Origin of the sequence: Streptococcus sp. S784/96/1, from assembly GCF_902729355.1 — a bacterium.
Classification (GTDB): domain Bacteria; phylum Bacillota; class Bacilli; order Lactobacillales; family Streptococcaceae; genus Streptococcus; species Streptococcus caledonicus.
The window spans coordinates 18,782-42,835 of the sequence record NZ_CACVCC010000003.1 but is presented as its reverse complement, the minus strand read 5'-3'; the positions used below and the strand labels follow the sequence as shown (position 1 = coordinate 42,835).

At 38.3% G+C, this 24,054-nt stretch carries 23 protein-coding genes and 1 pseudogene; 22 read left to right on the top strand and 2 right to left on the bottom strand.

Annotation, left to right across the window (positions count from 1 at the left end; all coding sequences use genetic code 11):
- Positions 1 to 8 precede the first annotated feature (8 nt).
- The 9 genes from mutS (at position 9) to GZ996_RS01520 (ending at position 9,466) form a co-directional block, all read left to right on the top strand.
- A complete protein-coding gene (mutS, locus tag GZ996_RS01560) occupies positions 9 to 2,558 on the top strand; it encodes a DNA mismatch repair protein MutS (RefSeq protein ID WP_162011181.1) in 2,550 nt (849 codons plus the stop codon).
- Between the two features lie 247 nt (positions 2,559 to 2,805).
- The gene (gene mutL, locus GZ996_RS01555) at positions 2,806 to 4,752 is read left to right on the top strand and encodes a DNA mismatch repair endonuclease MutL (protein WP_162011180.1); all 1,947 of its coding nucleotides are present in this window, start codon (positions 2,806 to 2,808) and stop codon (positions 4,750 to 4,752) included.
- 73 nt (positions 4,753 to 4,825) lie between these two features.
- Entirely contained in the window at positions 4,826 to 4,939 is a 114-nt protein-coding gene (locus GZ996_RS01550; RefSeq protein ID WP_162011179.1) for a helix-turn-helix domain-containing protein, read from the top strand.
- Positions 4,940 to 5,216: 277 nt separating this feature from the next.
- Positions 5,217 to 5,879: a CPBP family intramembrane glutamic endopeptidase gene (locus tag GZ996_RS01545; protein WP_162011178.1), complete on the top strand. Its 663-nt coding sequence runs from the start codon at positions 5,217 to 5,219 to the stop codon at positions 5,877 to 5,879.
- 54 nt (positions 5,880 to 5,933) lie between these two features.
- Positions 5,934 to 6,116 carry a hypothetical protein gene (locus tag GZ996_RS01540; RefSeq protein WP_156805821.1) on the top strand — a complete coding sequence of 61 codons (183 nt, stop codon included), beginning with the start codon at positions 5,934 to 5,936 and terminating at the stop codon, positions 6,114 to 6,116.
- A gap of 22 nt (positions 6,117 to 6,138) precedes the next feature.
- The gene (locus GZ996_RS01535) at positions 6,139 to 7,371 is read left to right on the top strand and encodes an MFS transporter (RefSeq protein ID WP_162011177.1); all 1,233 of its coding nucleotides are present in this window, start codon (positions 6,139 to 6,141) and stop codon (positions 7,369 to 7,371) included.
- Entirely contained in the window at positions 7,368 to 8,114 is a 747-nt protein-coding gene (locus GZ996_RS01530; RefSeq protein WP_162011176.1) for an elongation factor Tu, read from the top strand. Before GZ996_RS01535 ends, GZ996_RS01530 begins: the two co-directional genes overlap by 4 nt.
- Before the next feature lie 49 nt (positions 8,115 to 8,163).
- Positions 8,164 to 8,754, top strand: a complete 591-nt coding sequence (gene ruvA / locus GZ996_RS01525) for a Holliday junction branch migration protein RuvA (protein WP_162011175.1) — start codon at positions 8,164 to 8,166, stop codon at positions 8,752 to 8,754.
- Between the two features lie 157 nt (positions 8,755 to 8,911).
- Complete coding sequence (locus GZ996_RS01520) at positions 8,912 to 9,466, top strand: DNA-3-methyladenine glycosylase I (protein ID WP_162011174.1); 555 nt, start codon at positions 8,912 to 8,914, stop codon at positions 9,464 to 9,466.
- A 28-nt stretch (positions 9,467 to 9,494) separates the two neighbouring features.
- Here the strand turns inward: GZ996_RS01520 and GZ996_RS01515 are convergent, their stop codons facing one another.
- Positions 9,495 to 10,349 (bottom strand): helix-turn-helix domain-containing protein, encoded by an 855-nt coding sequence (locus tag GZ996_RS01515; RefSeq protein WP_162011173.1) that lies wholly within the window; start codon positions 10,347 to 10,349, stop codon positions 9,495 to 9,497.
- Positions 10,350 to 10,646: 297 nt separating this feature from the next.
- On the opposite strand from GZ996_RS01515, the gene GZ996_RS01510 reads away from it, so the two are divergent.
- The 10 genes from GZ996_RS01510 (at position 10,647) to GZ996_RS01465 (ending at position 18,223) form a co-directional block, all read left to right on the top strand.
- Positions 10,647 to 10,922 (top strand): hypothetical protein, encoded by a 276-nt coding sequence (locus GZ996_RS01510; protein ID WP_156805827.1) that lies wholly within the window; start codon positions 10,647 to 10,649, stop codon positions 10,920 to 10,922.
- A gap of 40 nt (positions 10,923 to 10,962) precedes the next feature.
- Entirely contained in the window at positions 10,963 to 12,099 is a 1,137-nt protein-coding gene (locus tag GZ996_RS01505; RefSeq protein ID WP_161980327.1) for an ABC transporter permease, read from the top strand.
- The gene (locus tag GZ996_RS01500; RefSeq protein ID WP_161980326.1) at positions 12,096 to 12,701 is read left to right on the top strand and encodes an ATP-binding cassette domain-containing protein; all 606 of its coding nucleotides are present in this window, start codon (positions 12,096 to 12,098) and stop codon (positions 12,699 to 12,701) included. The genes GZ996_RS01505 and GZ996_RS01500 overlap by 4 nt, the downstream gene beginning before the upstream one ends.
- A gap of 101 nt (positions 12,702 to 12,802) precedes the next feature.
- Positions 12,803 to 14,074, top strand: coding sequence for a competence/damage-inducible protein A (locus GZ996_RS01495; RefSeq protein ID WP_162011172.1), 1,272 nt, complete (start codon positions 12,803 to 12,805; stop codon positions 14,072 to 14,074).
- A 31-nt stretch (positions 14,075 to 14,105) separates the two neighbouring features.
- Positions 14,106 to 15,260 carry a recombinase RecA gene (gene recA / locus GZ996_RS01490; protein ID WP_156805831.1) on the top strand — a complete coding sequence of 385 codons (1,155 nt, stop codon included), beginning with the start codon at positions 14,106 to 14,108 and terminating at the stop codon, positions 15,258 to 15,260.
- 206 nt (positions 15,261 to 15,466) lie between these two features.
- On the top strand, positions 15,467 to 15,865 hold the full coding sequence (spx, locus tag GZ996_RS01485; protein ID WP_156805832.1) for a transcriptional regulator Spx: 399 nt from the start codon (positions 15,467 to 15,469) through the stop codon (positions 15,863 to 15,865).
- Positions 15,866 to 15,942: 77 nt separating this feature from the next.
- Positions 15,943 to 17,100, top strand: a complete 1,158-nt coding sequence (locus GZ996_RS01480; RefSeq protein ID WP_156805833.1) for a glycerate kinase family protein — start codon at positions 15,943 to 15,945, stop codon at positions 17,098 to 17,100.
- Between the two features lie 57 nt (positions 17,101 to 17,157).
- A complete protein-coding gene (locus tag GZ996_RS01475; protein WP_156805834.1) occupies positions 17,158 to 17,427 on the top strand; it encodes an IreB family regulatory phosphoprotein in 270 nt (89 codons plus the stop codon).
- Positions 17,424 to 17,843, top strand: a complete 420-nt coding sequence (ruvX, locus tag GZ996_RS01470) for a Holliday junction resolvase RuvX (RefSeq protein WP_156805835.1) — start codon at positions 17,424 to 17,426, stop codon at positions 17,841 to 17,843. The genes GZ996_RS01475 and ruvX overlap by 4 nt, the downstream gene beginning before the upstream one ends.
- A gap of 74 nt (positions 17,844 to 17,917) precedes the next feature.
- Entirely contained in the window at positions 17,918 to 18,223 is a 306-nt protein-coding gene (locus tag GZ996_RS01465) for a DUF1292 domain-containing protein (protein WP_156805836.1), read from the top strand.
- Between the two features lie 383 nt (positions 18,224 to 18,606).
- Here the strand turns inward: GZ996_RS01465 and GZ996_RS12170 are convergent.
- Positions 18,607 to 19,518 (bottom strand): annotated as a pseudogene (locus tag GZ996_RS12170) (IS982 family transposase).
- Between the two features lie 388 nt (positions 19,519 to 19,906).
- Between GZ996_RS12170 and GZ996_RS01455 the strand changes: the two are divergent.
- From GZ996_RS01455 to GZ996_RS12050, 3 genes are all read left to right on the top strand, one after another.
- Positions 19,907 to 21,517, top strand: coding sequence for a hypothetical protein (locus tag GZ996_RS01455; protein WP_162011171.1), 1,611 nt, complete (start codon positions 19,907 to 19,909; stop codon positions 21,515 to 21,517).
- Positions 21,518 to 21,635: 118 nt separating this feature from the next.
- On the top strand, positions 21,636 to 23,807 hold the full coding sequence (gene nrdD, locus GZ996_RS01450; protein ID WP_161980770.1) for an anaerobic ribonucleoside-triphosphate reductase: 2,172 nt from the start codon (positions 21,636 to 21,638) through the stop codon (positions 23,805 to 23,807).
- Positions 23,808 to 23,875: 68 nt separating this feature from the next.
- Positions 23,876 to 24,007, top strand: a complete 132-nt coding sequence (locus GZ996_RS12050; RefSeq protein WP_018377538.1) for a hypothetical protein — start codon at positions 23,876 to 23,878, stop codon at positions 24,005 to 24,007.
- Positions 24,008 to 24,054 lie beyond the last annotated feature (47 nt).

The following is a 24,054-nucleotide window of genomic DNA, read 5'->3' as shown; positions in this document are numbered from 1 at the left end:
AATAAGTTATGGCAAATGAAAAAATTTCGCCAGGCATGCAACAGTATTTGGATATTAAAGCACAGTATCCAGATGCTTTTTTGCTTTTTCGCATGGGCGATTTCTACGAACTTTTTTATGAGGATGCGGTCAAAGCTGCGCAGATTTTAGAGATTGGCTTGACAAGTCGTAATAAAAATGCTGAAAATCCTATTCCAATGGCGGGAGTACCTCATCATTCTGCGCAACAATATATAGATGTACTCGTTGAGTTGGGGCATAAGGTGGCTATTGCTGAACAGATGGAAGATCCTAAGACTGCAGTTGGTGTGGTTAAGCGAGAAGTTGTTCAGGTGATTACCCCAGGAACAGCTGTTGATTCTACAAAACCAGATAATGGCAATAACTTCCTAGTTGCTGTTGACCGTAAAGGACAGGATTTTGCTCTGTCTTATATGGATGTCTCAACGGGTGAATTTTTTGTGACTAACTTATCTGATTTTTCTAGTGTTTGCAGTGAAGTGCAGAACCTTAAGGCACGTGAAGTGGTTATCGGTTATCAGTTGTCAGAAGAAGATGAGCATATTTTAACCAAGCAGATGAATATTTTATTGTCTCAGGAGTTAGACGTTTACAGTGATGTTCATTTGATTGACAGTGCGTTGACAGATTTGGAAAAAGCTGCCGCTGGAAAATTATTGCAATACATTCATCGCACTCAAATGAGAGAGCTGTCTCACTTGCAAAAGGTAGTTCACTATGAAGTTAAAGATTACCTTCAAATGAGTTATGCAACGAAGTCAAGTTTAGACTTGCTTGAAAATGCAAGGACGACCAAAAAGCATGGCAGCCTTTACTGGTTGTTAGATGAAACCAAAACAGCAATGGGCATGCGTTTATTGCGCAACTGGATTGACAGACCCTTAGTCTCCTTAGAGCGAATTTTAGAGCGTCAAGAAATCATAGCAGTCTTTTTAGAGCAATTTATTGAACGTAGTGATCTATCAGATGGTCTTAAAGGTGTTTATGATATTGAACGTTTAGCAAGCCGTGTGTCATTTGGTAAGGCCAATCCTAAAGATTTATTACAATTAGGCCAAACCTTAGCTCAAGTGCCCTATATCAAAGCAATTTTAGAATCATTCGGACATCAGGCAGTTGACACACTTGTCAATCAAATTGACACCTTGCCTGAACTAGAAAATCTCATTCGTTCAGCCATTGACCCAGATGCTCCAGCCACGGTTTCTGAGGGGAATATCATCCGAACAGGCTTTGACGAGACCTTAGACAAGTACCGTAAAGTGATGAAAGAAGGAACAACTTGGATTGCTGATATTGAGGCACGAGAACGTGCTGCGACAGGGATCAATAACCTCAAAATTGATTACAATAGAAAAGACGGTTACTATTTCCATGTGACCAATTCTAACCTCTCCTTAGTACCAGATTATTTTTTTCGTAAGGCTACCCTCAAAAATTCAGAGCGTTTTGGAACAGCAGAATTAGCAAAAATTGAGGGTGAAATGCTTGAAGCGCGTGAGCAATCTGCAACGCTTGAATACGATATTTTCATGCGTATTCGTGCACAGGTTGAACGCTACATTGATCGTTTACAGGGGTTAGCTAAAGCAATCGCAACAGTTGATGTTCTACAGAGCTTGGCAGTGGTAGCAGAGATTAATCATTATGTGCGCCCAGCATTTAATGATAATCAAACGATTGCTATTGAAAAAGGTCGCCATGCGGTTGTCGAAAAAGTTATGGGAGTTCAAGCTTACATTCCCAATAGTATCCATTTTGATAGTCAGACAACCATGCAGCTGATTACAGGGCCAAATATGTCTGGTAAATCAACCTACATGAGACAGTTAGCTTTGACAGTCATTATGGCACAGATGGGATCTTATGTAGCGGCGGATTCGGTTTCTTTACCGGTATTTGACGCCATCTTTACACGTATTGGGGCGGCAGATGATTTGATTTCAGGTCAATCAACTTTCATGGTGGAAATGATGGAAGCTAACCATGCAATTCAACGAGCTACTCAAAAATCTTTAATTCTTTTTGATGAACTTGGACGAGGAACGGCTACCTATGACGGAATGGCTTTGGCCCAGTCAATCATTGAATACATTCATGATAAAGTTGGAGCTAAGACTATGTTTGCAACTCATTATCATGAGTTGACAGAGCTGTCAATGTCGTTGACAAGTCTTGTAAATGTTCATGTATCGACCTTAGAAAAAGATGGAGAAGTCACTTTCCTCCACAAAATTGCGGATGGTCCTGCGGATAAATCATATGGTATTCATGTGGCGAAAATTGCTGGGCTTCCAAGACCCTTACTGAGCCGTGCGGACAGTATTTTGACGAAATTGGAAACTGGAGCAGTTCAACTCAATACAGTAGAAGAGCAGTTGAGAGACTTAGAGCAGTCTCATATTGGAGAACAGCTCAGCCTTTTCCCAGAAAATGAAAACTCAGTACTAATTGAAAAATTACAAGCGATTGATGTGATGAATCTAACTCCAATGGAGGCGATGAATGCCCTCTACGAGTTGAAGAAGTTAGTGTAGTGAGAGATGAGATTTATCGGATTTACACGATAAACAGATAAAACAACTAAGAGTTTTATGGTTTATTACTATTTCAATAGTGCAATGAGGGCAGCAATCATTTATTGGGAATAATATAAATGAAAAATCATTATAAAAAACGGCTTTGTTCAAGTGTTGAAGAAGTCGTTTTTTGATGTGTCTGTTGTAACTAGGTCTATTTTTTTATCTTATGATATAATAGAACTCAAATAAAGCGAGGAAAATTATGACAAAAATTATTGAATTACCTGAGGTTTTAGCTAACCAAATTGCTGCTGGAGAGGTTGTTGAACGTCCTGCAAGCGTGGTCAAAGAATTGCTTGAAAATGCTATTGATGCAGGCAGTAAGCAAGTAACCATTGAGATTGAAGAAGCAGGGCTCAAAAAGATTCAAATAACCGATAATGGTGAAGGAATGAGTTCTAGTGATGTCGAACTTGCTCTACGCCGCCATGCCACTAGTAAGATAAAGACACAGGCAGATCTTTTTCGTATCAGAACGCTTGGATTTCGTGGTGAGGCCATGCCATCTATTGCTTCAATCAGTCATATGACTATTGTTACCGCTACGGAGGGTGAAGAGCACGGGACAATCTTAGTTTCAAATGGCGGTAAAATTGAAAGTATTGAGCCGATTGCCACCCCTATTGGTACTAAAATTACGGTGGAAAATCTCTTTTTCAATACCCCAGCTCGTCTCAAATACATGAAAACCCTGCAGTCGGAATTGGCCCATATCGTTGATGTGGTCAATCGCTTGAGCCTGGCTCATCCAGAAGTTGCTTTTACCCTTATTGCAGATGGACGTGAGCTGACTAAAACCTCCGGGACAGGAGATTTACGACAAGCTATTGCTGGTATCTACGGGTTAAATACTGCTAAAAAGATGGTTGAGATTTCAGCTTCAGACCTTGATTTTGAAGTATCAGGTTATGTCTCTTTACCAGAGTTGACAAGGGCTAATCGTAATTATATTACTCTTTTAATTAATGGCCGTTACATTAAAAACTTTTTGCTTAATCGAGCGATTTTAGATGGCTATGGTTCTAAGCTCATGGTAGGACGTTTTCCATTGGCTGTGATTGATATCCAAATTGATCCCTACCTTGCTGATGTCAATGTCCATCCAACTAAGCAGGAGGTACGAATTTCTAAAGAGAAAGAGCTGATGCAGCTGATTAGCTCTGCGATTGCTGATAGCTTGCGAGCTCAAGAGTTGATTCCAGATGCTTTAGAAAATCTAGCCAAATCAAGTGTCCGAAAAGTCGAGAAGCCAGTACAAACTAGTCTCCCGCTAAAATCAACAAATCTTTATTACGATACAGAAAAACAAGATTTCTTTGTAAAACCTGAAACAACAATTGTTGAAGATGTTTTAACCTCTGAGAAAATAGCGGAGCCGTCAGAAGTTGACAATGTTGTAAACAAACCATCAAGTGTCAAAGTGGCAGAGCGTAGCTGTTTTCCAGAAGATGATGAGCATGATAATCTTGATTTTAAAAATAAGGCAAAGCTGAATCGCCTCCTAGAAAATTTAGAAAACGAAGAACAGTCAACTTTCCCTGAGTTAGATTACTTTGGGCAGATGCACGGCACTTATTTGTTTGCTCAAGGAAAAGGCGGGCTCTATATTATTGACCAGCATGCGGCTCAGGAGCGTGTGAAATATGAATACTACCGTGACAAAATTGGTGACGTTGACAATTCTTTACAACAGCTACTAGTCCCTTATTTGTTTGAATTTTCAACTTCTGACTTTTTAAGTTTACAAGAAAAAATGCCCATGTTAAATGAAGTAGGGATTAACTTAGAATCCTATGGTGAAAATACCTTTATCTTGCGTGAGCATCCGATTTGGATGAAAGAAGAAGAGATTGAAAGTGGCATCTATGAGATGTGTGATATGCTGCTTCTAACAAATGAGGTGTCAATTAAGAAATACCGCGCAGAGCTTGCTATCATGATGAGCTGTAAACGTAGTATCAAGGCTAATCATACCTTAGATGATTATTCGGCTCGTAATTTGCTAGTACAGTTATCACAAACGAAAAATCCCTATAACTGTCCACACGGCAGACCAGTTCTTGTCAACTTTACAAAAGCTGATATGGAAAAAATGTTCCGCCGTATTCAGGAGAATCACACCAGTTTGAGAGAATTAGGGAAGTATTAGGATTTCTACACTAATGTAAAAGGATTTTGTCTAGGATAAATAGTAGGCTTGCTATAAACGGAAGGAGGTTAGGATGTTTCTTGGGGACAAAATTAGATTAGCTAGATTAGCTAGATTGGCAGAGAATGACAGTCAAGAAAAATTAGCAGAAAAAATAGGTGTTTCTAGACAGACAGTCATTAATTAGGAAAAAGGGAGAACCATTCAAGATGGTCTAGCTAAGTGTTATCAACTTTCTTTAGATGACTGGTTGGAGTTATCGTTACCAAAAATCAAAAAATTGAGACAGTTCGATAATCTTAAAACTTATGGGATGATCTTTATTTACCTAGTAGGTCTCACTTTTGTTGATTTAAAAACAGCTCTTTTCTTAACGCTTGTTTATCTACTTATTGTGTTTGTTCTAATGATAAAGGAAATCCAAGAAAACATTGTAACCTAAAATCAATTTTTGGAGGTTACGTATGAAGGCTCGATTGTCAGTAGTACTCTACTTTTTAGCCTATGCTTTTCTATTTTTCTTTAATGGTGCTCAAATCATATTTGAAGAGATAATTGGACTATCATTGCAATGGAAATTAGTCTTGTATGTTTTATTTTGGCTGTGGGGTATCGTTCTTTTCAAAAACGACTTATTAAACCAGTTAAAATCCTTTTTAAGTCACAAATGGAAATTAGTTTATCTTATTTTAGGTATTTTTATTTTGCAATTAGCTAGTGCTATTATTTTTAATTGGCTAAGTGATAGTATCATGACTGTTTTACATTTACAAGAAGAATTCTTAGCAAATGATCTTAGAGTTAGTGCAGTTATGATTCAGATGCCACTGTGGGCAACCATACCTGTGATGACTTTCTTTGGACCAAGGGTTGAAGAACTTATTTTCCGTGGTATTATTCAGGAAAATTTGAATGAGAAAATATCTATTTGGATTGCTATTATTGTCCAAGCAGTACTATTTGGACTTCTTCATTTACATACAGTAACCTTGTCACAAATCTTACTGATATTTCCTCATATAGGCATAGGATTTGTATTTGGAATTGTTAAATATAAGTACAAAAATATTTGGTTTACCATTTTTCCTCATACTTTGAATAACCTCATTGGCTTATTATCAATTTAACCACCTTCGGGTGGTTTTATGCTATACTAGAAAGGATTTAGTGGAGGATTGAACATGTTAAAAAGAATAGCATTTGTCTTTGTGTTACTGCTGATTTCGACAGGAGTTTATATTGTGATTCGTAATCTTGTTATGGGAGGTACCTATGACTGGTACGATGGGATTGGAATATCTGCTTTAGCTACCTTTTTCTATTGGGTTTTAGTGAGTGTGTTGGAGAGAAAGAAACGCTCTTAGTAGAGATTAAGGAGATTATGAAGTGAAGGAATTTTTTAGCTTGCCCAAGCAGTTGCAGTGGCGTTTGGAGTTGAGCTTTCTATCTGTGGTTTTAGGATCTGCCATTTTCCCTTTTATGTCTATGTACTATGTGGAGTATTTTGGTGCTTTTATCACTGGAATGTTGGTCATCATTACACAGGTTTTCAGCTTTGTTGCAATCCTCTATGGGGGGCATTTGTCTGATTCGATAGGGCGTAAAAAAGTGGCAGATACTGGCAATATGGGTGTTGTGATTGGCTATATTTTAACCATGCTTGCCAATATTCCTGGACGAGTGATGCCACTTTTGACCTTTGTTGGGATTTTCATTGTTGAGATTATGTCGAATTTCAACCATCCTGCCTATGATGCTATGATTATTGACCTAACAGATGAGAAAAACCGTCGTTACGTTTACACCATCAATTATTGGTTAATTAATGTTGCGGTGATGTTGGGATCAGGAATTGCTGGTGCTTTTTATGACCATCATTTCTTCGAATTACTCATTGCTATGACAGGAATTGCCTTATTTACCTTTATGGCGATGTACTTTAAATTTGCCGAAACTAGACCGGTTAATCTGGATTTTAACCACGGTAAGGGGATTCTATCAACCTTTGCTAATTACGGAGACGTTGTCAAGGACAAGACTTTCATGATTTACTCAGCGGGAACAATTCTCTTTGCTAGTGTTTGGGCTCAGATTGACAATTACATTGCCGTTCATTACAAGACTATCTATCAGCCAAGCACCTTATTTGGTTTTGAGGTGACTGGGGCAAAATTGCTGAGCATCACTGTCTTAATCAATACCATCATGATTGTCCTCTTTATGACGACTGCCAACCGGCTGACGCGACAAATGACATTGATACCGCAACTCGTTTTAGGCTCTGCCATTTTTGCCAGTGGGCTCTTTGCAGCCTTTACCTTTAAGACTTTGGTACCAATCCTTCTATCAGCTGTTGTTTATACCATCGGTGAAATGATTAACGTCCCTGCCAGCCAGGTCTTACGTGCTCAGATGATGGACGACAATAAAATTGGGTCCTATTCAGGTTTTATTTCCATCGCCCAACCGCTGGGGATTGTCCTTGCAGGAGGTATGGTATCTTTGAGTGGTCTGACAGGTGTTTTAGGTGTCCAAATCATATTCATTATTGCTGCAACTACAGGGGTGTTTCTCATTGTAAAAGCAGCGCAGATGCATGAGAAGGAGGTATCAAAATGAACCATTTATATGCCGTTGAAACGAAAGAGCAATTAGAAATTTATCAACAGTTTGTGAAACAACATGATAGTCTTTTAAAAGACTATGTCGCTTATTTAAGTAATAATTTTCAAGTTAAAGAATTACCCGAAGTGATTCTATGGTCTGATAAAAAGGTAGCGACTAGATATATTCGTGATATTGCTGTTCCTGCCTATACGAATGAGGTCCGTATGGTTATGACACCAGAGCTATCTGTCTGGCAAGAACTTTACGAAAAGCAACTGGATGATTATGAAGCTACTGAGCAAATAACCACGTTACGTCAGCATTATCAAAATATTTCTGAGAACTATCTGCTGCAAATCGTAGGTCATGAATTAGCACACTGGAGTGAACTCTTCTTAGATGATTTTGATGATGATCTAGAGCAGGATATCTGGTTTGAAGAGGGCATGGTTGAGTACATCAGCCGTCGTTATTTTTTGACGGAAACAGAGTTTGAGGCTGAAAAATCGGTAAATCAAGAATTGGTAGACTTATTTCAAGAAAAATATGGGTGGCACTCTCTGTCAGAGTTTGGACAGAAAACCTATGAGGGAAGCTATGCTGCTATTTTTTATGAATATTGGCGCAGCTTTTTAGCCATAGACCAGTTAGTTGAAAGATTAGGTTCTGTTCAAGCTGTTTTTGCTAGTTATCATGACTGGTCAGAAAGCAAAGCGAAGCAATCGCTTTTGGAATGGTTTGGCGTAGAGAGCTAAAACTAGGATTTGACTGGCAATCAAATCAGAATAGAAAAAGGAGTTAGAGATGTACGATTACATCAAAGGAATATTAACGAAAATTACAGCTAAATATATTGTGGTGGAAACTGCAGGTCTTGGTTACGTCATCAACGTTGCCAATCCTTACAGTTTTTCAGATAAGGTTGGTACCGAGGTTCAGATTTACCTCCACCAAGTTATCCGTGAGGACACCCATCTGCTTTTTGGCTTTCACAGTGAAGATGAAAAAGAGGTTTTCCTCAAGCTGATTTCGGTGTCAGGCATTGGTCCGACGACTGCGCTAGCTATTGTTGCCGTCGATGATAATGCAGGACTGGTTGCTGCGATTGACAATAGCGACATCAAATACCTGATGAAATTTCCTAAGATTGGGAAAAAAACAGCCCAACAAATGGTGCTGGACTTGGCAGGTAAATTTGTCGAAGCGCCTGTTGACAATAGCAAAGCTACTAAGGCTGTTCAGGCAGGAAACCCAGCCTTGGATGAGGCTATGGAAGCCCTCTTAGCCCTTGGATACAAAGCAGCAGAGCTTAAGAAAATCAAAGCCTTCTTTGAAGGAACAACCGACACGGCAGAGAATTATATCAAATCAGCACTGAAGATGTTGATGAAATAAGATATGAGAGCGTCACAAACCCAGTGAAAATAGGAAATACGACGAAGACGCTTGCGTCTAGGAGAATTTATCTGTTTCACCCAGTTTGTAGCTCGAATTCAGTTCAATTAGCAAGATACAGAGCTGTTAAAAATACCAAATACAAAGGAGAAAAGTAATGTCCAAACGTTGTTCTTGGGTCAAGATGACCAATCCTCTTTATATTGCCTACCATGATGAGGAGTGGGGGCGTCCCCTTCATGATGAGCAAAAGTTGTTTGAACTCCTTTGTATGGAAACCTATCAGGCTGGCTTGTCCTGGGAGACCATCCTAAACAAACGCGCAGCTTTTCGCAAAGTATTCCATGATTATGAGATAGAAAAAGTTGCACAGATGACTGATAGTGACCTGGACAGTCTGCTTGACAATACTGACATCATTCGCCATAAGGCAAAGCTCTACGCTACAAGGGCTAATGCGCAAGCTTTTCTTAACGTTCAAAAAGCATTTGGAACCTTTGATAAGTACCTCTGGTCTTGGGTGGGTTTTACACCCATTGACAATAACGTTGACAATCATCAAGCAGTTCCTGTAAAGACAGAACTTTCTGAAAACCTCTCTAAAGATTTTAAAAAACGAGGTTTTAAGTTTGTTGGACCAGTATGCGTCTATTCCTATCTTCAAGCAGCAGGACTGATTAATGATCATGAGAAAACCTGCGAGTTTAGATAACCGAAAAAGCCTATCGACATCGGCAGGCTTATTTTTGTTTATAGAACTGCTCAACTTCTTTTTCCAGCATAGCTACTAAGTCATCTTCTTCAGTGAGTTTCAACAGTGTCAATCCTTTGTCAATCAGAGATTCATCCCTTTGACAGATACCAAGACGGACTTGGGCAAAGCCAAGGCTGTTATAAACTTTTAGCTCTTTTGAGAGTGTCAGGATTTTTTGAGTAAGTTGCTCACAATCTTTAATAAGTCCTTTTTGTAAATATATAGTTGACAGATTAGAGAGTAATGATAACTGGAAAGGTTTAATATCTCGGTAGTTTTTAAATCTATCTAAACTAACTAAAATTTTCTCAGTGATCAGCGGGAACGCTTCATCATTAAAATAAAAAATAATGTTAGCTAGTAAAGCTAATTCTGAACCGTACCATTGGTCTTTAACTTCTAATTCTTTCCATATATTTTCAGCAAGTATTTGAAGTGCTTGATTATTTTTAATACCGTTTTTTCTAATTTCTAATATGACAAGTCCTCTATGATAGATATTGCGTATAGGGATATCATCATGATTTTTGAGGTAATTTTGACAATCAATAAGTAATTTTTCTAATTCTTCTGTATTTGAATAAGAGATATTGTTTTGCATCTTGGTGATAATCTGTCTGCGTTCACTAGGGTAATATTCATTACAAATGTACTTAAATTCAGATAAAGTCATGTCTATTTGTTTTAACAGAAAAACCATGTTATCAAAACGAGGAATGATTTCTCCTTTTTCAATACGAGTAAGTGTTGAACGATTGAGAAAAGAGCCACAAACCTCCTCTTGAGTTAGACCTTTAGCCTGTCGTATTTCTTTATAAACTTTACCGTAATCCCATCTCATAAATATCCTCCTGATAAACTTATAATGTGAATTTTTGCAACATTTTTAACTTTGTTAAAATTTATATATTATGCTTATTATATCAAAAACAAGAGAGGTATTGTAATGGTAAGAAAAATTAGCAAATTATTTTTGATTATTGTTCCGCTAGTTGCCGGTCTAATACTTAATGATCCGTGGTTGGATTTATGGTCATGGGGATAGCTGTTAGAGGAATTACAGAAAGAAGGTGAGTCCGATGGATTAGGTGAAATTTATATTTGTTGTTTTATTTTATATAATAAAAAGGGGTATATCATGTTTAATAAAATAAAAAATAATGTTTCGTTAACACTAATTTTAATGGCTTTCTTAGGTCTTGGTTTAAAAAATGATGTTTCAGCTATTCAGGTGGCAGAGGTTCCAAGTACTAGATATGAAATCCATTTTGTAGGAGGGAATCATACAGAAAATAGATATACCTGGATGACTTTACGTTATCAGAATGGGTTTAGACGGTCTTACACGGTTGAACGACGGGACTGGGGAATTAATCCAGCGTATCTATATACCTACAGTTATACGACATACTAGTGTTTGTTTATGAATAAGGAATAAGTGAAGGGAGCAAAAAATGAGATTTTGGGTATTTGAATCTAAAAAATATCTTGCTAATCCGAAGAATATTATTTGTTTATCATTACTCGTGTTTATCATTTTTGGTCTTTTTGGGTTCAATCAGATAGTCTTAAAACCGAAATTAGCTATTCATGAAACAGAGATGGTAAATCTGAATTTACAAGAATCTCAGCGGTCAGTAGAAGAATTAGAGAGAATGGCTCAGATTTCTCCAAATGATGAGGAAGTTAATACTCAGCTAGGTTACGCAAAAGAGATTTACAATATTAGGTTAGAACAAAAATCTGCCTTAGACAAAGGAGATTTTTCGTTGTACTCTGACTTAGAAAATAATCTAAATAAGTTTCAGCTTTCCCAAATTGAGGATAAAGATTCTAAAGAGTATAAGGAAGTTATGAAGCGTATAGATTACCATCAGTCAATAAAGTCAGTAAACGGAATTCCTAGCATTATCATCAATGATACAACAGATACATCTTTTGTTATAGGGCGTACAATCGTATCTTGGCTGTCCTCAACAACGTTTTTGGTTCTCTTCACAATTTTGTTAGCAGATAATCTTAGCAGTGAAATTGAAAGCTCTCAAATTCGACTTTACCATTTTTTAGGTCGAGGGAAAGTTAGTCATTTGATAACCAAGCTCATTGTACCAGTGTTTTGGACATTTTTAGCTACCATAATGAGTTTTGGTGTTCTTTATTTAGTAAAAGGGGTTATGGATGGCTTTGGAACGTGGCAATACCCTTATTTGACAGAAGACAAAACGATTGTTCCAATCTGGAGTATAACTTTAAAATCAGTTTTATTGTTTCTAAGCTCTTTATTCTTTATAACAAGCTTAGGACAACTTCTGTCACTAGTTTTCAAGAAGAGTTTAGTAACCATTGGAATGATTGTTGTAAGTTTGACTGGCTTTGCGACAATTGCACAAGAAGAATGGTTTCAGTCTATGAAAAAATTTTTCCCATTTGAGTATATGGGATATGGTCAGATTCTTAATGATTCAGCCGTTTTACCTGATAATGTATTTTTAATCGGTATGACTTACTTGTTAACTTTGAGTATCATTTTCTTTATTATTTCAAACTATTTATATAAAAATTATTTTATTAGAAAAGTGGGGAAAGCATGAGTTTACAAGTTAAAAACTTAAATACAGATATCTTTCATAATCTTAACTTTACCATTTCTAATCAGGGAATTTTTGGTATAATTGGACGAAATGGTGTAGGTAAGAGTACTTTATTTAGTATTATCAATAAGGAGGTACTAATAAAGAGTGGCGGTTTACAATGTGGCAGAATCTCTTATATTCCGAATTTAGATATTTTTGATAAACATTTGGCAGCACAAGATTACGTCAATCTATTATCATCAGATGAAAAGAAAAGATTTAATTTCTATCTCAAACAAATGGGTGGAGCTGATTATTTAAAGAAAAAAATCGGGAAATATTCACTAGGAATGAAAGAATTATTTACTTTTGTTTATAGTTTGTCTATCAATAGTGACGTCTTAATATTAGATGAATTATTAGATGGGTTAGATGAAACTAGGCGTTTTAGAGCTTACCAGATACTTAAAGAACACAGTAGGGAGAAGATTATTTTGTTCACCTCTCATAATCTATCAGAAGTTTTTTCGGTCTGCGACACGGTTTTTTTACTAGAAATGAACGGATTAAAAGAAATTAAACAACCAGACGTCGCACGTGAATTTTTACTAGAAAAATAATAAAAACATAATACAATTAAAGGGCTTCTTTATTTTAAAAAGAAGTCTATTTTTATGGTAAAATATCCTCATAAATAACGAATAATCATATAGGAGGTCATATGAAGGCTGAACTTATTGCGGTTGGGACCGAAATTTTAACAGGGCAGATTGTCAACACTAACGCCCAATTTTTATCGGAGAAAATGGCAGAGCTAGGAATTGATGTTTTCTTCCAGACAGCGGTAGGAGATAATGAAGAGCGTCTCTTGTCGGTTCTTGAGATTGCTAAAAGGCGGAGCAATCTGGTGATCCTCTGCGGTGGTCTAGGTCCTACAGAGGACGACTTAACCAAACAGACCCTGGCAAAATTTTTGGGAATAGAATTGGTATTTGACCCAGAAGCAAGTCTCAAGTTAGACGACTTTTTTGCGACCAGGCCACAATATGCCAGGACGTCAAATAATGAGCGTCAGGCTCAGCTAGTAGCTGGCTCAATTCCCATCCAAAATGTGACAGGACTTGCTGTTGGCTCCTTGCTTGAGGTTGATGGAGTGACTTATGTTGTTCTCCCTGGGCCACCGAGTGAATTAAAACCGATGGTCAACGAAAATCTAGTTCCGCTATTAAGTCAGGATCATCAGAGACTCTACTCGCGCGTGTTACGCTTCTTTGGTATAGGAGAAAGTCAGTTGGTAACAGTGTTATCTGATATCATTGACAAACAAACTGACCCGACGATTGCACCATACGCTAAAACGGGCGAGGTGACTCTGCGTCTCTCGACCAAGGCGACTTCAGAGGCGGAAGCAATTGCTCGTTTAGAGGGGTTCGAAAGTCAAATCTTGGCAGTTAAAACCTTAGAAGGAAAAGCTCTCAAGGAGCTCTGCTATGGTTACGGCGATGACAATAGTCTAGCCCAAACTGTGGTCAATCTACTGAAAGAAAAGGGGAAGACCTTGACAGCAGCTGAGAGTTTAACAGCTGGGCTTTTCCAATCAAGTCTTGCTGATATCTCAGGGGCATCTCAAGTTTTTGCAGGTGGTTTTGTGACTTATAGTTTGTCAGAAAAGGCTAAAATGCTTGGTATTGCTAAGGAAGACTTGGAAGGTCATGGTGTGGTTTCGGCTTTTACGGCTGAAAAAATGGCAGAACAGGCACGATTATTAGTTGGTAGTGATTTTGGAATCTCTCTTACAGGTGTCGCTGGGCCAGATGAACTAGAGGGACAACCGGTAGGAACAGTTTTCATAGGACTTGCTAGTGAAAAGAGTGTGACAAGTATTAAGGTGGTAATTGGTGGGCGTAGTCGTGCTGATGTCCGCTATATCGCCACTCTTCATGCTTTCAATCTTGTGCGTCAGGCTTTATTATCTGATGAAATTTTAGTATAATAGAGAGAATATCTAAGAAGAGGTAAAAATATTGGCTAAGAAAACCAAAAAGACAGAAGAAATTACCAAAAAATTTGGTGACGAGCGTCAGAAAGCTTTGGAAGAAGCCTTAAAAGGCATTGAAAAAGACTTTGGTAAAGGCGCTGTGATGAAATTGGGTGAACGTGCAGAGCAGAAAGTTCAAGTGATGAGCTCTGGTTCATTGGCGCTAGACATCGCTCTTGGTGCTGGTGGCTACCCTAAAGGACGTATTATTGAAATCTATGGTCCTGAAAGTTCAGGTAAAACAACAGTTGCCCTTCATGCGGTTGCTCAAGCACAAAAAGAGGGTGGTATTGCTGCCTTTATTGACGCGGAACATGCCCTTGATCCAGCCTATGCAGCAGCTCTTGGGGTTAATATTGATGAGTTGCTTCTCTCTCAGCCTGACTCGGGTGAGCAAGGGCTAGAAATTGCTGGTAAATTGATTGATTCAGGTGCAGTTGATTTGGTCGTTATTGACTCGGTTGCGGCTCTTGTGCCACGTGCTGAGATTGATGGAGACATCGGTGACAGCCATGTTGGTCTTCAAGCTCGTATGATGAGTCAAGCCATGCGTAAACTTGGTGCCTCAATCAATAAAACAAAGACGATTGCTATCTTTATCAACCAATTGCGTGAAAAAGTGGGCGTGATGTTTGGTAATCCAGAGACCACTCCTGGTGGCCGTGCGTTGAAATTCTACGCTTCTGTGCGTTTGGACGTACGTGGTAGCACTCAAATTAAGGGGACTGGTGACCAAAAAGATCAAAGTATTGGTAAAGAAACTAAGATTAAGGTCGTTAAAAACAAAGTTGCTCCGCCATTCCAAGTGGCAGAAGTTGAAATCATGTATGGTGAAGGAATTTCACAAACTGGTGAGCTCCTTAAGATTGCAACAGAGTTGGATATTATCAAAAAAGCTGGCGCTTGGTTCTCATACAATGATGAGAAAATTGGTCAAGGTTCAGAAAAAGCTAAAGAGTATCTAAAAGAACACCCAGAAGTGTTTGAAGAAATTGATCGTAAGGTTCGTTTGCACTATGGATTGCTTGAAGAAAGCGACGAAGAAAAAGCTGCTAAAGCAACTCTAGTTGTCGAAGAAGTTACTTCAGCACCGGAAATTGATACTGAAGATATTGCTATTGAGCTTGAGTTGGATGATTAGAAGCAATGCTAGTAGGTAGTCAATGTGTTCATTAGATTGTCCTAACCTACCCATCACGTTATGGAGTGAGAATCTTGTATATTTACCTTAATTTTGGGGTTAAAGGATAGAAAATTGTATTTTTAATAGTAAATAGGTCCAAAGACCTATGTTATTCATAGGATATTTGTGGTATAATCGTACTATCATGTGAAAGGAGACGGAACATGATTACTATTTATACAGTTTCAAGTTGTACTAGCTGTAAAAAAGCCAAAAGTTGGCTGAATGCTCACAAACTCCCTTATAAAGAACAAAATATTGGTAAAGAACCCTTAACACGAGAAGAAATTCTTGATATTCTGACAAAGACTGAAGAAGGTGTGGAGAGCATTATTTCTTCAAAAAATCGCTATGCGAAAGCTCTTAATTTTGATTTGGATGAATTAAGTGTTAGCGAAGTGATTAATTTGATTCAAGAAAATCCTCGTATTTTAAAAAGCCCTATTTTAGTTGATGATAAACGCTTACAGGTTGGCTATAAAGAAGATGATATTCGTACCTTCTTACCACGTTCCATTCGTAATGTGGAAAATGCCCAAGCTCGTATGCGTGCAGTACTTTAGATAAAAAGGGACGCCAGAAATTTATTCTGGCGTTTTTGTGTTACCTGGCTTATAATGTAAAAGAAGGAGGATGTCACATGGCTAAAATCGTTGTCGCTTCGGATTCTTTTAAAGGAAGTGCAAGTTCTTTAGTAATTGGTTCCTATGTGACTCAAGGGATTCACTCGCTTTTTCCAGATGATGACGTTGATGTTTTTGCAGTAGCAGATGGAGGTGAAGGAACCATTGAGGCTATTATGTCTAAGGTTTTAGGGACTTGGAAAACGGTGGAAGTCCGTAATCCTCTAGGAAAACCTCAGCAAGCACGTTATGGTCTTCTTGATAGGGGCAAGTCAGTTGTAATAGAAATAGCAGAAGCGTCTGGTTTAACAACGGTGCCTGAAAACGAACGAAATATTATGGCGTCCTCAACTTACGGTACTGGTGAGCTGATATTGCAGGCTTTGTCTCACCGGCCGGAGAGACTTTATATAGGACTTGGCGGTTCTGCTACTAATGACGCAGGCATAGGGCTTCTAGCAGCGTTCGGTATTCGTTTTCTAGATACACATGGGAAGGAGCTCCCTCCGCTTCCGTCGTCTTTTTTGAAAATAGCAGAGCTGGATTTAAGTCATTTTTTAACGTTACCAGCTGATTTAGAGGTTATTATTTTATCAGACGTGACAAACCCACTCTGTGGTCCGTGTGGAGCGTCAGCCATTTTCGGTCCTCAAAAAGGAGCAACTCTAGACGAAATCAAAAAATTAGATAAAGGCTTAGAGTATTTTGCCCACCAGTGTGAGCAAGCAACGGGAAAATTTCGAAAGGATTGGAAGGGGGCTGGAGCTGCAGGAGGTTTAGGATTTGCTCTAATGACCTTTTTTGATGCAAGAATGACATCTGGGATAGATACTATTTTGGATCTAGTTGGTTTTGACAAGGCACTTCAAGAAGCTGATTTAGTAATTACTGGCGAGGGGCGCATGGATAACCAAAGCTTGCAAGGTAAGACACCAGTAGGTATTGCTAATAGAGCTAGAGTATACGGTGTACCAGCTGTTGCAATTGTAGGATCAACAGCTGGTGATATGGCTTCTGTCTATAAAGAAGGAATTTCTGGAGTTTTCCCGATTTTAGATAGTCCTATGTCTTTGAATCAAGCGATGGAGCGAACTCCAGAACTAATTTATAAAACAGCACAAGGAATTGCAACTTTTTTCCATAGTGTCAGTGAAAAGACGCTAGAAAGCTTGTGAAATCTACTAGAATAAGCTATAATAGACCTATAACCATAGTAGAAAGAGGGTGTTTTTATGGGATTTACAGAAGAAACTGTCCGCTTTAATTTGAACGATCTTAATCGTAAAGAAATCGGCGAAACATTGACAAGCGTTTATCGTTCTTTGGATGAAAAGGGATATAATCCAATTAACCAAATTGTTGGTTATGTATTGAGTGGTGACCCTGCTTATGTGCCACGCTATAATGACGCTCGTAATCAGATTCGTAAGTATGAACGTGATGAAATTGTTGAGGAGCTTGTTCGTTATTACTTGAAGGGAAATGGGATTGACCTAAAATGAGAATCATAGGATTAGATGTGGGCTCAAAAACAGTTGGTGTAGCCATTAGTGATCCTCTTGGATTTACGGCTCAAGGCGTTGAAATCATTAAAATTGATGAAGAAGCTGGAGAACTTGGCTTTGAACGCCTCGGAGAATTGGTCAAGGAATACCGCGTGGATAAATTTGTTGTTGGACTCCCTAAGAATATGAATAATACAGAGGGGCCTCGTGTTGAGGCAAGCCGTTCTTACGGTGAAAAAATAGCAGAGCTCTTTCATTTGCCAGTAGATTATCAGGATGAGCGTTTAACAACCGTTCAAGCAGAGCGTATGTTAGTTGAGCAAGCAGATGTAAGCCGTGGTAAGCGTAAAAAGGTTATTGATAAGTTGGCAGCTCAGCTTATTTTACAAAATTACTTAGATAGGCATTTTTAATATTATAAGAACTTAGGATGAGTGTGAAAAGGGTTATTTTCACTTATCCCGTCACTTTTAGAAGAGGAAACAATATGTCACACGAACACAATCACGATGAAGTAGAGTTAATCACACTTGTTGATGAAGCAGGAAATGAAACGCTTTTTGAAATTTTAATGACCATTGATGGTCGTGAAGAATTTGGGAAGAATTATGTTCTTCTTGTGCCACATGGGGATGAAGCAGATACTGATGGAGAAGTGGAAATTCAAGCCTACTCATTTACTGAAAACGAAGATGGTACAGAAGGTGATTTGCAACCAATCCCAGAAGACTCAGATGCTGAGTGGGATATGATTGAGGAAGTCTTTAATAGCTTCCTTGATGAGAATGAATAACAAAAGCTCTTTATAGGTCTGTACTTAAGAGTTTGAGACAAAACTCTGGACAATAAAACAAAAAACGAACAAAAATTATCTCTTATATATTTAAAGAGTATCTTTGTTCGTTTTTATATACAGTTTATTAGAAAATTAGATTTATTTGATATAAATTTTCTAAACTAAAAATCTTTTTGTCCCAGACTCTTTTGAGATTTTAAACCAATTTATAGGATGGTCAATTTTCCGTGCTCTAGTTACTTGAGGCCAAAATTAATGGTTTGAGAAAGAGATAAGACAGTTGCACTCCGCCCAGAACTCTCCGAGGTGTTTTGAGTGCCCTACATCGCATTGGTACGAGTGCTAATAAAAAATACTAAATAACCCGTTGTGCTAGTTAATCAATCGTAAGCAAGGGAATATTTTAAACTGATCCCAAAATCAGTATGACTGCTTTTGAGCAAAAGAGAATAGATACGTAATATTGCCTCTGTCTTAAATTTGAGCGCCTTAATGTTTCGGCAACGTAAAGATTCAATTCCAAACTGCTCTAAACTAGAAAATACGGTCTCTGATGGTTTCCTCAATCGACTGATTTTATAATTTTCTAGCCATGAATAATCCATCATGTTTTTTCTGAGTTGCGAAATTAACTGGGTACCACAGTCTGCTAACTTTGCCTTTGTTTGTCTATCCACATGTCCTTTATCTCCATAAACGATTGGGAATGGCTATTTTCAATTAGCTCCAAAGCAACATCGCATCATAGATAGATGCGGGTGTGACAACATAATCAATAGGAAACCGACAATCGCTGATAAGAACTGAAAATTTCAAGCCATCATAATAATGGATTTTCTTAGTCGCATGATAGCCAATATCTGTCACCTCTGATAACAATGTACCTCTCATGTTGCGAATAGGCTGGCATAGGACACAAGGAAAGCTGTCAATCAAGCCGAGTGAGCAGGTTTGACAAAGGTCTAAAAGCATAAAATAGCGCATACGCTGAATACTTTGAGCAAGATTTTGACAGATACGGCAAAATCGAGAGCGTTCTGGGAAGGTGTAGGGGAAGAGATTATGACGAATCGGACGGTAAATAGCACTTGCCGTCCGGCAACCCTCTTGAATTGCTCAGAGATAACTAGAGATAGTAACGACATCAGATTGTTTTTGTAGGTGGATGTTTCGCCGATTTCGAACCTCATAGGGAACAAATCGCTCATATAAAGCGAGAACTTGGGTAAGATTTTTGAAAGAATAACTTGTGTTTGATTGGGATTGGCGAGATAATAATGTTGGCTTTGCATATCATTCCCTCATTTCGTGGTTGTTTTGAGTTTATGATACGCAAAGATTTTTAATTTGGTTAGAATTAACTAGCACAACGGGTACTAAATAAAATCTAAATGTCTATAAAAGAGTTAGCTTGGTTCCTTTCTCAAGAATGGACAGAGTGATGAGGCGCAGATTATATTGTTAGAATAACGATACTTTTATAACTTTTTCTCGAATAATCTTACGAAGGGAGGTAACCTTATGAGATTAACAAAGGAAGAGGAAGAGTTTATGGAACGATATGAAGCGAAGTACTTACATACTTTTAAGGAAATGCTACGCTATGCAAAGCTCTTGGAAAAATTGACGATAAGCTAGTTTTTGGATATACTAGAAAGGTAACTAGCAAGGAGACTTACCGTGAACGATACTAAAGAATTGCAAATAGCTCAGCCAAGCACTTATAGCCGACGAAGTCGCGAGAGTAGAGAGACAATGTCTCTTGAGGAAGACCTTAATTTGCAGGAACAAAAACAAGAAGAATCTAGACGTTTGAGACAGTTTCATCTGGGTGCATCTCATCATTTTAAAATACTACTTTTAAGTATTTTGGTGACAGCATTGACAGTTGTCTTGCCTTATATGGCTTCTTTTATGACGGAGTACCATCAATTTAATCTTTATACAGGAATGATGATGGCTAGGAATCAATTACCGTATAGCGATGTTTTTACAACAGGTGGTTTTCTTTTTTATGGTATCATTGGCTTGAGTCAAGTACTAGGTAGTCAACTTTATCTTTTAGGGGTGCAATTTTTAGCTCTCTATGTGTCAGGGATTTATCTTTCTAAAATTATTCTTTTTTATACGGATAATGCGAGTGCCAGCATGGCCGGGGGACTAGCTTTTTATTTGGCTAATCTTACTCTAGGTTTTGGTGGCTTTTATCCGATGCAATGGGCATCGCCTTTTGTCTTGATGGGGCTGTGGTATCTGATTCGTTATTTTGCAGAAATGACCAAAGATGAGGGTTTTATTCTCTATGGTGTCAATGCTGCGCTAGCTCTCTTTTTTGAACCAAGAACCTTGATTTTTTGGGTGATTGCTTTTGTGCTGTTATCTGGTTATAATATTGTGCACAAACGATTAGCGCGTGGATTTTATCAGAATCTTGCGATCACCTTTGGTTTGATGGTAGTATTTTACACTGTTGGTTATTTTGTGTTTACATTTGAACTTATAGTTCCCTATTTGCGACAGGTTCTCTTTTATAACTTTACACATTTATCATGGGGGATAAATTCTCTTTGGCAAGCTGCACTTTTGCAAATTGGCTTAGCTTTCTTTTCTGGTTTATTATTAGGGGCAATAGTATTCTTTGAGTATATGAGAAAAGTCAAGACAGATCGCTTGTCTAGTGTTCTAATTTTTCTTAGCCTTTTGGTTTATATTATTTTAGCGGCTTTGTCAAAAAGCTGGGCGTTTTATCAGCTTTTGCCAGCCTTACCGTTTGGAATTATCTTGACTATAATTAGTTTGGCTGGCTTTGCTAAGCAAAGAGCGAGTCGTCGCCATTCTCATCGTCGTCAAGAAGCTGAGCGTAGCTTGTGGGGGACTTTTATCTTTAGTCACCTCTGTGGCCCTCTTGCTTTGATTGTTATTGCTGCTGCTCTGCCATTTTACCGAAATATGCAGGAAACAAAACAGGATAGTGAGCGTATAGCCATTGCTAACTATCTTAAGGATAATATCGCTGATGAGGAGTCTGTGGTGGTAGTTGATCATCAAATAGATATTTATCTATTAAGTGAGCGCCGGACAGCGACGCATTATCCTGTTTCGAGCCTTTATCAAGCATCAGATGATCGTATTAAAGATTTTGAAGATGATTTTCTAAGTAGTCAATCACAATTGGTCATTGTGAATAATGGGTCAGTATTGAGTGAATCGGTACAGGACAACTTGACAAAATACTATACTCAATTATCTTTAGATGGAGTAGAACATTTTACAGTTTATCAGTTGAAATAAATGAAAAAATCAATATATTGTGTTTTGAATGTTTTTATAACACAAGATATTGATTTTTTTTGTGGTAATGTTATAATAGATCTTGTTAATATTTAAATGAAAAGTGAGTGTGTCAGTAATGGTGATTAAATCGATTACAGTAATTAAGCGTGATGGTAGACAGGTGCCTTTTGATACGGATAAAATTTATCAGGCGCTAGTGCGAGCTAGTAATGAAATTACTCCATTGACGCCTCTAATTGAAAACAAACTTGAGGGGATAGCTGCTAGTATTGTGGCTGAAATCTACGATCGTTTTCATGAAAATATTAAGATTTATGAAATTCAAAATATTGTAGAGCATGAACTGTTACAAGCTGGGGAGTATGCGCTAGCTCAACAGTATATCAACTATCGTACGCAACGTGATTTTGATCGTGCAAAGGCAACGGATATTAATTTTTCCATTGATAAGTTGCTCAATAAAGATCAAACGGTGGTCAATGAAAACGCCAATAAAGACAGTGATGTTTTTAACACACAACGTGATTTGACTGCTGGTATTGTAGGGAAATCCATTGGTCTAAAAATGTTGCCACCGCATGTGGCTAATGCCCATCAAAAAGGTGATATTCACTACCACGACTTGGATTATAGTCCCTATACGCCTATGACCAATTGCTGTCTCATTGACTTTGAAGGCATGCTAAAAAATGGTTTTAAGATTGGGAATGCTGAGGTTGAAAGTCCTAAGTCCATTCAAACAGCGACTGCTCAGATTTCTCAAATCATTGCTAATGTCGCTTCTAGTCAATATGGTGGTTGTACGGCAGATCGCATTGATGAATTTTTAGCCCCTTATGCTGAATTGAATTATCAAAAGCATTTGAAAGATGCTGCGGAATGGGTCGTCGAAGAGAAACGTGAAGATTATGCTCGTCAAAAGACTCAAAAAGATATCTATGATGCCATGCAGTCTTTGGAGTATGAGATTAATACGTTATTTACTTCCAATGGACAAACGCCATTCACATCCTTAGGTTTTGGTTTGGGAACGTCTTGGTTTGAGCGTGAGATTCAAAAAGCCATTCTTAATATCCGTATTAAAGGTTTGGGACGTGAAGGTCGCACTGCGATTTTTCCAAAATTAATCTTTACGGTAAAACGTGGGCTTAATTTGGAGCCAGATTCGCCGAACTATGATATTAAGCAATTGGCTTTGGAGTGTGCCACTAAGCGAATGTACCCTGATATGTTATCGTATGATAAGATTATTGAGTTAACAGGTTCTTTCAAGGCACCTATGGGATGTCGTTCTTTCTTGCAAGGATGGAAGGATGAAAATGGTCAGGATGTGACTTCTGGACGTATGAATTTAGGGGTTGTTACGGTTAATCTGCCACGCATTGCTTTGGAAGCTGATGGTGATATGGATAAGTTCTGGGACCTTTTCTTAGAGCGTATGACGATTGCCAAGGATGCTTTGGTTTACCGTGTGGAGCGCGTGAAGGAAGCAACGCCTGCTAACGCACCGATTCTTTATCAATATGGTGCTTTTGGAAAGCGTTTAGAAAAAACAGATAAGGTTGACGAACTCTTTAAAAATCGTCGTGCAACTGTCTCTCTTGGTTACATTGGACTTTATGAGGTGGCAACGGTATTCTACGGCGGTGATTGGGAGAAAAACGAAGCAGCCAAGGACTTTACGGTAGATATTGTCCGTCAGATGAAAGAGTTTTGTGAAAGTTGGTCAAACGAGTACGGCTATCATTTCTCAGTTTATTCGACACCATCAGAAAGTTTGACAGATCGTTTCTGTCGTTTGGATACGGAGAAATTCGGTATTGTGGAAAACATTACGGATAAAGAGTATTACACCAATTCATTCCACTACGATGTTCGTAAGAACCCAACACCATTTGAAAAATTGGACTTTGAAAAAATCTATCCAGAGGTTGGTGCTAGTGGAGGATTTATCCATTATTGTGAATACCCAGTTCTTCAGCAAAATCCGAAAGCACTTGAGGCTGTGTGGGATTACGCCTATGATCGAGTGGGTTATTTGGGAACCAACACGCCGATTGATAAGTGCTATGCCTGTGAGTTTGAGGGAGACTTTGAGCCAACAGAGCGTGGTTTCAAGTGCCCAAATTGTGGCAATACCGATCCGAAGACAGTGGATGTGGTCAAACGCACCTGTGGTTATCTTGGAAATCCGCAAGCACGTCCAATGGTGAATGGCCGTCACAAGGAGATTTCTGCCCGTGTGAAACATATGAATGGCTCAACGATCAAGACATCAGGGAAATAGTATGGTATACTAGAATCTCGATAGGAGATGGTATTCTACCGTCAGTTAACAGGTATGAAGGAGTAACCATGGGAAAATATCAATTAGACTATAAAGGAATGCAACTGGTGGAGAAATTTCACGAAAAGCATTCCAATGTGAAAGATGATAAAAAGGCGCGCGTGCAGGCGCTCTTGAAAAAAGCTGGTAAGAAGAAATAAACTAGCACGAAAGAGACGGGTGGCGTGTAAAGCGTCACCTGTTTTGT

Bases quoted from the DNA above. Each gene is read 5' to 3' on its own strand.
- GZ996_RS01515 (WP_162011173.1), bottom strand. From the start codon at position 10,349: ATGAGATGGGATTACGGTAAAGTTTATAAAGAAATACGACAGGCTAAA.
- mutS (WP_162011181.1), top strand. From the start codon at position 9: ATGGCAAATGAAAAAATTTCGCCAGGCATGCAACAGTATTTGGATATT.
- nrdD (WP_161980770.1), top strand. From the start codon at position 21,636: ATGGTGATTAAATCGATTACAGTAATTAAGCGTGATGGTAGACAGGTG.
- GZ996_RS01510 (WP_156805827.1), top strand. From the start codon at position 10,647: ATGTTTAATAAAATAAAAAATAATGTTTCGTTAACACTAATTTTAATG.
- ruvX (WP_156805835.1), top strand. From the start codon at position 17,424: ATGAGAATCATAGGATTAGATGTGGGCTCAAAAACAGTTGGTGTAGCC.
- GZ996_RS01495 (WP_162011172.1), top strand. From the start codon at position 12,803: ATGAAGGCTGAACTTATTGCGGTTGGGACCGAAATTTTAACAGGGCAG.
- GZ996_RS01475 (WP_156805834.1), top strand. From the start codon at position 17,158: ATGGGATTTACAGAAGAAACTGTCCGCTTTAATTTGAACGATCTTAAT.
- GZ996_RS01545 (WP_162011178.1), top strand. From the start codon at position 5,217: ATGAAGGCTCGATTGTCAGTAGTACTCTACTTTTTAGCCTATGCTTTT.
- GZ996_RS01465 (WP_156805836.1), top strand. From the start codon at position 17,918: ATGTCACACGAACACAATCACGATGAAGTAGAGTTAATCACACTTGTT.
- GZ996_RS01500 (WP_161980326.1), top strand. From the start codon at position 12,096: ATGAGTTTACAAGTTAAAAACTTAAATACAGATATCTTTCATAATCTT.
- ruvA (WP_162011175.1), top strand. From the start codon at position 8,164: ATGTACGATTACATCAAAGGAATATTAACGAAAATTACAGCTAAATAT.
- mutL (WP_162011180.1), top strand. From the start codon at position 2,806: ATGACAAAAATTATTGAATTACCTGAGGTTTTAGCTAACCAAATTGCT.
- GZ996_RS01520 (WP_162011174.1), top strand. From the start codon at position 8,912: ATGTCCAAACGTTGTTCTTGGGTCAAGATGACCAATCCTCTTTATATT.
- GZ996_RS01480 (WP_156805833.1), top strand. From the start codon at position 15,943: ATGGCTAAAATCGTTGTCGCTTCGGATTCTTTTAAAGGAAGTGCAAGT.
- GZ996_RS01540 (WP_156805821.1), top strand. From the start codon at position 5,934: ATGTTAAAAAGAATAGCATTTGTCTTTGTGTTACTGCTGATTTCGACA.
- GZ996_RS01530 (WP_162011176.1), top strand. From the start codon at position 7,368: ATGAACCATTTATATGCCGTTGAAACGAAAGAGCAATTAGAAATTTAT.
- spx (WP_156805832.1), top strand. From the start codon at position 15,467: ATGATTACTATTTATACAGTTTCAAGTTGTACTAGCTGTAAAAAAGCC.
- GZ996_RS12050 (WP_018377538.1), top strand. From the start codon at position 23,876: ATGGGAAAATATCAATTAGACTATAAAGGAATGCAACTGGTGGAGAAA.
- GZ996_RS01550 (WP_162011179.1), top strand. From the start codon at position 4,826: ATGTTTCTTGGGGACAAAATTAGATTAGCTAGATTAGCTAGATTGGCA.
- GZ996_RS01505 (WP_161980327.1), top strand. From the start codon at position 10,963: ATGAGATTTTGGGTATTTGAATCTAAAAAATATCTTGCTAATCCGAAG.